The sequence below is a fragment of the Stenotrophomonas sp. I18B00994 genome, assembly GCF_014145825.1.
Classification (GTDB): Bacteria; Pseudomonadota; Gammaproteobacteria; order Xanthomonadales; family Xanthomonadaceae; genus Stenotrophomonas; species Stenotrophomonas maltophilia.
In genome coordinates, this window is sequence record NZ_JACIUW010000009.1 from 178,562 (window position 1) to 184,688 (window position 6,127).

The 6,127-nt window shown below is 62.3% G+C and carries 12 protein-coding genes; all 12 read right to left on the reverse strand.

The features are described from left to right. Positions 1-4: 4 nt before the first annotated feature. Positions 5-274 carry a 30S ribosomal protein S17 gene (rpsQ, locus tag H4O10_RS12480; RefSeq protein ID WP_004154489.1) on the reverse strand — a complete coding sequence of 90 codons (270 nt, stop codon included), beginning with the start codon at positions 272-274 and terminating at the stop codon, positions 5-7. A gap of 11 nt (positions 275-285) precedes the next feature. Continuing rightward, positions 286-471 carry a 50S ribosomal protein L29 gene (gene rpmC, locus H4O10_RS12485; protein WP_004154487.1) on the reverse strand — a complete coding sequence of 62 codons (186 nt, stop codon included), beginning with the start codon at positions 469-471 and terminating at the stop codon, positions 286-288. Further along, on the reverse strand, positions 471-884 hold the full coding sequence (gene rplP, locus H4O10_RS12490; RefSeq protein WP_004154486.1) for a 50S ribosomal protein L16: 414 nt from the start codon (positions 882-884) through the stop codon (positions 471-473). Before rplP ends, rpmC begins: the two co-directional genes overlap by 1 nt. A 5-nt stretch (positions 885-889) precedes the next feature. After that, positions 890-1,624, reverse strand: a complete 735-nt coding sequence (gene rpsC, locus H4O10_RS12495) for a 30S ribosomal protein S3 (protein WP_005415414.1) — start codon at positions 1,622-1,624, stop codon at positions 890-892. Between the two features lie 18 nt (positions 1,625-1,642). Continuing rightward, positions 1,643-1,978 carry a 50S ribosomal protein L22 gene (gene rplV / locus H4O10_RS12500; RefSeq protein WP_004145348.1) on the reverse strand — a complete coding sequence of 112 codons (336 nt, stop codon included), beginning with the start codon at positions 1,976-1,978 and terminating at the stop codon, positions 1,643-1,645. 12 nt (positions 1,979-1,990) lie between these two features. Then, entirely contained in the window at positions 1,991-2,260 is a 270-nt protein-coding gene (gene rpsS / locus H4O10_RS12505) for a 30S ribosomal protein S19 (RefSeq protein ID WP_005415413.1), read from the reverse strand. 6 nt (positions 2,261-2,266) lie between these two features. Next, on the reverse strand, positions 2,267-3,094 hold the full coding sequence (gene rplB / locus H4O10_RS12510) for a 50S ribosomal protein L2 (protein ID WP_004145339.1): 828 nt from the start codon (positions 3,092-3,094) through the stop codon (positions 2,267-2,269). Positions 3,095-3,104: 10 nt separating this feature from the next. After that, positions 3,105-3,404, reverse strand: coding sequence for a 50S ribosomal protein L23 (gene rplW, locus H4O10_RS12515; protein ID WP_004145338.1), 300 nt, complete (start codon positions 3,402-3,404; stop codon positions 3,105-3,107). Next, positions 3,401-4,006, reverse strand: a complete 606-nt coding sequence (rplD, locus tag H4O10_RS12520; protein WP_019659578.1) for a 50S ribosomal protein L4 — start codon at positions 4,004-4,006, stop codon at positions 3,401-3,403. Before rplD ends, rplW begins: the two co-directional genes overlap by 4 nt. Positions 4,007-4,018: 12 nt before the next feature. Next, positions 4,019-4,669: a 50S ribosomal protein L3 gene (gene rplC / locus H4O10_RS12525; protein ID WP_004145336.1), complete on the reverse strand. Its 651-nt coding sequence runs from the start codon at positions 4,667-4,669 to the stop codon at positions 4,019-4,021. An 11-nt stretch (positions 4,670-4,680) separates the two neighbouring features. Beyond that, on the reverse strand, positions 4,681-4,992 hold the full coding sequence (rpsJ, locus tag H4O10_RS12530) for a 30S ribosomal protein S10 (RefSeq protein ID WP_005408208.1): 312 nt from the start codon (positions 4,990-4,992) through the stop codon (positions 4,681-4,683). A gap of 332 nt (positions 4,993-5,324) precedes the next feature. Continuing rightward, a partial coding sequence (locus tag H4O10_RS12535) for an elongation factor Tu (RefSeq protein ID WP_182681054.1) occupies positions 5,325-6,127 on the reverse strand: 803 nt, incomplete at its 5' end.

Below are 6,127 nucleotides of genomic sequence, written 5' to 3' on the forward strand. Positions count from 1 at the left end.
CTCCTTATTCAGCCGCACGCGTGATGACTTCCACCACGCGCCAGTTCTTGGTCTTGGACATCGGAGCAATCTCGGTCACGCGGACGACATCGCCTTCCTTGCAGGCGTTGTCGGCATCGTGGGCGTGCAGCTTGGTCGAGCGCTTGATGTACTTGCCGTACAGCGCGTGCTTGACCTGACGCTCAACCAGGACGGTAACCGTCTTGTCCATCTTGTTGCTGACGACACGGCCTTCGACCGTGCGCAGCGTCTTCTTTTCAGTATTGTCGCTCATAGCGGCCATCCTTACTTCGTGCTGCCGAGCAGGGTCTTGACGCGAGCAATCTCGCGACGGACCCGGCGAATGTCGTGGGTCTTCGGCAGCTGGCCGGTGACCTGCTGCATACGGACAGAGAACTGTTCCTTACGCAGGTCGATCAGGTGGGCCTTGAGTTCGTCAGCCGACTTTTCACGGAGAGTTTTGATATCCATCAGCGCACCGTACGGGTCACGAAAGTGGTGGTGACCGAGAGCTTGGCGGCGGCCAGGCGGAACGCCTCGCGAGCCACTTCCTCGGAAACACCCTCGATTTCATAGATCATGCGGCCGGGCTGGATCTGGGCCACCCAGTATTCCACGTTACCCTTACCCGAACCCATTCGGACTTCGATGGGCTTCTTGGTGATGGGCTTGTCGGGGAACACGCGGATCCACATCTTGCCGCCGCGCTTGACGTAGCGGCTGATCGAGCGGCGGGCCGCTTCGATCTGGCGCGCGGTCAGCTGACCGTGTGCGGTTGCCTTCAGGCCGTATTCGCCGAAGCTGACAGCGTTGGCGCTCCAGCTCAGGCCATCATTACGGCCCTTGTGTACCTTGCGGTACTTGGTTCGCTTGGGTTGCAACATTGTCGTTACCTCGCTTCACGGGCCGGGCGCTGACGGTCACCACGGTCGCCGCGATCGTGACGATCGTTGCGCGACGGGGTGTCGTCCTGCTTTTCCTGGCCAACCTGGGAGAAATCGAAGACCTCGCCCTTGTAGATCCAGACCTTGATGCCGATGATGCCGTAGGTCGTCTTGGCTTCAGCGAAGCCATAGTCGATGTCGGCACGCAGGGTGTGCAGCGGCACGCGGCCTTCGCGGTACCACTCCGAACGGGCGATTTCTGCACCGTTGAGGCGGCCACCGACGTTGACCTTGATGCCCAGGGCACCCAGGCGCATCGCGTTGCCGACCGAGCGCTTCATTGCACGGCGGAACATGATGCGACGCTCCAGCTGCTGGGCGATCGACTCGGCAACGAGCTGCGCGTCCAGTTCCGGCTTGCGCACTTCGGTGACGTTGATGTGCGCCGGGACGCCCATCATCTCGCTCACTTCCTTGCGCAGCTTCTCGATGTCCTCACCGCGCTTGCCGATCACCACGCCCGGACGGGCGGTGTGGATCGTCACGCGAGCGGTCTTGGCCGGACGCTCGATCAGGATCTTGCTGATGCCGGCCTGGGCCAGCTTCTTGCGCAGCATGTCGCGCACTTTCAGGTCGGCTGCCAGGTAACCGGCGAACTCGGCCTTGTTGGCGTACCACTTGGAGTTCCAGTCCTTGGAAATGCCGAGGCGGATACCAATCGGATGAACTTTATGACCCATGGTCTTTTCCTTATCCGCTTACTTGGCGGCGCCCACAACCACAGTGATGTGGCTGGTGCGCTTGAGGATGCGGGTACCGCGGCCTTTCGCCCGCGCCATGAAACGCTTCAGGGTCGGACCTTCATCAACCATGATGGTCTGAACCTTCAGCTCGTCGACGTCGGCGCCCTGGTTGTTCTCGGCATTGGCAATAGCCGACTCCACCACCTTCTTGATCAGGTGGGCAGCCTTCTTGTCCGAGAACTTCAGCAGGTTGACCGCACGTTCGGCCGGCAGACCGCGCACCTGGTCAGCGACCAGACGAGCCTTCTGCGGGGAGATGCGCGCAGTGCGCAGGATGGCTTTCGCTTCCATTGTCATCTCTCCTTACTTGCCCGACTTCTTGTCACCACCGTGACCCTTGAAGGTCCGGGTGATGGCAAATTCGCCGAGCTTGTGGCCGACCATGTTCTCGTTGACGAGAACCGGGATGTGGTTCTTGCCGTTATGCACGGCAATGGTGATGCCTACCATGTCAGGCAGGATCATCGAACGGCGCGACCAGGTCTTGATCGGCTTCTTGCTGCCCGCAGCGGCCTCCACCTTCTTGACGAGGTGGTGATCGACGAACGGGCCCTTCTTGAGTGAACGTGCCATGGTCGATTAGCCCCTACGATCGCGGACGATGAACTGCTGAGTGCGCTTGTTATGGCGCGTCTTGTAACCCTTGGTCGGGACACCCCACGGGGTGACCGGATGCGGGTTACCCTGGCCGGCCTTGGCCTCACCACCACCGTGCGGGTGGTCAACCGGGTTCATGGCAGCACCACGAACGGTCGGGCGGACGCCGCGCCAACGCTTGGCACCGGCCTTGCCCAGCTTTTCCAGGCTGTGCTCGTCGTTGCCGACTTCACCGATGGTGGCGCAGCACTCGACCGGAACCTTACGCATTTCACCCGAGCGCAGGCGCAGGGTGGCGTAGATGCCTTCGCGAGCCACCAGCTGCACGGCCGCACCAGCGGCGCGAGCGATCTGAGCGCCCTTGCCCGGCTTCAGCTCGATGCAGTGGATGGTGGTGCCGACCGGGATGTTGCGCAGCGGCAGGGTGTTGCCGGCCTTGATCGGGGCATCCGAACCAGCGATCACCTGATCACCGGCCTTCAGGCCCTTCGGGGCGATGATGTAGCGACGCTCACCGTCGACGTAGCACAGCAGGGCGATGTGAGCGGTGCGGTTCGGATCGTATTCGATGCGTTCCACGCGCGCCGGGATGCCCAGCTTGTTGCGCTTGAAGTCGATGATGCGGTAGTGCTGCTTGGCACCACCACCGACGTGACGCACGGTGATGCGGCCATGGTGGTTACGACCACCCGAGCGGCTCTGCGACTCGACCAGGGCAGCGTGCGGAGCACCCTTGTGCAGGTCGGGAGTGACCACGCGCACGGCCGAACGGCGGCCGGGGGAAGTGGGCTTGAATTTCATCAATGGCATGGGATGTACCTCAGGCCTTGGCCGTTACATCGATCGACTGGCCATCGGCCAGGCGAACGTACGCCTTGCGCCAATCGCCGCGGCGGCCAGCACGGTTACGGAAGGACTTGTTCTTGCCCTTGACGTTGACCACGTTGACAGCTTCGACCTTGACGTCGAACAGCTGCTCAACCGCGGCCTTTACATCGGCCTTGGTGGCTTCGTTCGAAACTTCGAAGACATACTGGTTGGAGAGTTCCTGCAGGCGCGCGGTCTTTTCGGAGACACGCGGGGCACGCAGCACGCTGAAGATTTTTTCGTTGCTGTTCATGCCAGCCACTCCTCGACCTTCTTGACCGCGTCAGCGGTGATGACGACCGTGTCGGCACCCACCAGCGAGACCGGATCCAGGCCCTGGACGTCACGCACCTGCACGTACGGCAGATTGCGGGCGGACAGGTACAGGTGCTCGGACGCTTCTTCGGTGACGATCAGCGGGCGCTTGCCCACCTCCAGGCCGGCCAGCTTGGCGACCAGACCCTTCGTGTTGGTCACTTCGACGTCGAAGGACTCCACGATGGTCAGACGGCCCTGACGGTTCAGCTCGGACAGGATCGCGCACATGGCGGCACGGTACTGCTTACGATTGACCTTCTGCTCGAAGCTGCGCGGCTTGGCCGCGAAGGTGACACCGCCGCCGACGAAGATCGGCGCCGTCAGTGCGCCATGACGCGCCCCGCCGCCCTTCTGCTTCTTCGACTTCTTGGTGGTACCAGCCACTTCGGAGCGAGTCTTCTGTGCCTTGGTGCCGGCGCGACCGGCGTTGCGGTAAGCAACGACGACCTGGTGGACCAGATCTTCGCTGAAATCGCGACCGAACACGGCTTCGGAGACCGAGACCTTGTTGTTGCTACCCGTGATAACGAGTTCCATCGTCATCTCTCCTTATGCCTTGCTCGCCGGACGGACGATCACATCGCCACCCGCCGCGCCCGGAACGGCGCCGCGAACGGCAATCAGACCGCGCTCGACGTCGACCTTGACCACTTCCAGGTTCTGGGTGCTCTGCTGCACCGCGCCCATGTGGCCCGACATCTTCTTGCCCGGGAAAACGCGACCCGGGGTCTGGCGCTGACCCAGCGAACCCGGCGCGCGATGCGACAGCGAGTTACCGTGGGTTGCATCGCCCATACGGAAGTTGTGGCGCTTGATGGTGCCCTGGAAGCCCTTACCCTTGGTGACACCCTGGACGTCGACGATCTGGCCGACTTCGAAGATGTCCGCCTTGACTTCGCCGCCAACGGCGAAATCGCCGAGCTGCGCGTCTTCAACGCGGAATTCCCACAGGCCACGACCCGCTTCCACCTTCGCCTTGGCGAAGTGGCCGGCTTCCGGCTTGTTGACCAGGGCAGCGCGACGCGCGCCGACGGTCACCTGCACGGCGCTGTAGCCGTCGGTTTCGACGGTCTTGATCTGCGCGATGCGGTTCGGGGTTGCTTCGATCAGGGTCACCGGGATGGAGCGGCCATCTTCAGTGAACACGCGGCTCATGCCGGCCTTGCGGCCCACGAAGCCCAACGAATACTTCTTCGTCATGGTCGTAGTCCTCAGGTCAACTTGATCTGAACGTCGACGCCGGCAGCCAGTTCGAGCTTCATCAGCGCGTCCACGGTCTTGTCATTCGGGTCAACGATATCGAGCACGCGCTTGTGCGTGCGGGTCTCGTACTGGTCACGCGCGTCCTTGTCGACGTGCGGGGAGACGAGAACGGTGTAGCGCTCGATCTTGGTCGGCAGCGGGATCGGGCCACGCACTTGCGCGCCGGTCCGCTTTGCCGTTTCAACGATCTCGCTGGCCGAACGGTCGATCAGACGATGATCGAACGCTTTCAGCCGGATCCGGATCTTTTGGTCCGCCATGGCGGTAGGTTCCTTCGTTAAAAGAGCGACAGACAAAGCCTCTGGGTTGCTTTGCCCCATGAAATTCCTGAATACGGACGACCCACACTCCTGCAGGCCGACAAGGTCACTCCATAGACCTCAAAAACGTAGGCAGACCAGTTCCCCGGCCTGCCCAGACGTAGAAGCATAATGGCACACAAGGCAGCTGTCAACAGTCGCCTGTTGACGCCGCCTGAATGGCATTGACCCTTCCTGGTCCGGGGAACACAAGGCACGTCCTGTGCCTGCTTTCCCATTTGATACGCCCCGATGCCCTACCCAGGCAACATCGGGGCGCAGATACTACCAGATTACTCGATGATCTTCGAGACCACGCCGGCGCCGACGGTGCGGCCGCCTTCGCGGATGGCGAAGCGCAGGCCTTCGTCCATCGCCACCGGGTTGATCAGGGTGACGACCATCTTGACGTTGTCACCCGGCATCACCATTTCGACGCCTTCCGGCAGTGCAGCTGCGCCGGTGATGTCGGTGGTGCGGAAGTAGAACTGCGGACGGTAGCCGTTGAAGAACGGGGTGTGACGGCCGCCTTCGTCCTTCGACAGGACGTAGACTTCACCTTCGAACTTGGTGTGCGGCTTGATCGTGCCCGGCTTGGCCAGCACCTGGCCGCGCTCGACGTCGTCACGCTTGGTGCCGCGCAGCAGCAGGCCAGCGTTGTCGCCTGCCTGACCCTGGTCCAGCAGCTTGCGGAACATTTCAACGCCGGTCACGGTGGTCTTCTGCACCGGACGGATGCCGACGATTTCGATTTCGTCGCCGACCTTGATCACGCCGCGCTCGATACGGCCGGTCACCACGGTGCCGCGGCCCGAGATCGAGAACACGTCTTCCACCGGCATCAGGAACGGCTTGTCGATCGCACGCTCCGGCTCCGGAATCCAGCTGTCCAGGGCATCGACCAGCTTCAGGATGGCCGGCACGCCGATGTCGCTCTGGTCACCTTCCAGCGCCAGGCGGGCCGAACCAGCGATGATCGGGGTGTCGTCGCCCGGGAAGTCGTACTTGCTCAGCAGCTCGCGCACTTCCATCTCGACCAGCTCGAGCAGCTCGGCGTCGTCCACCATGTCGGCCTTGTTCAGGAACACGACGATGT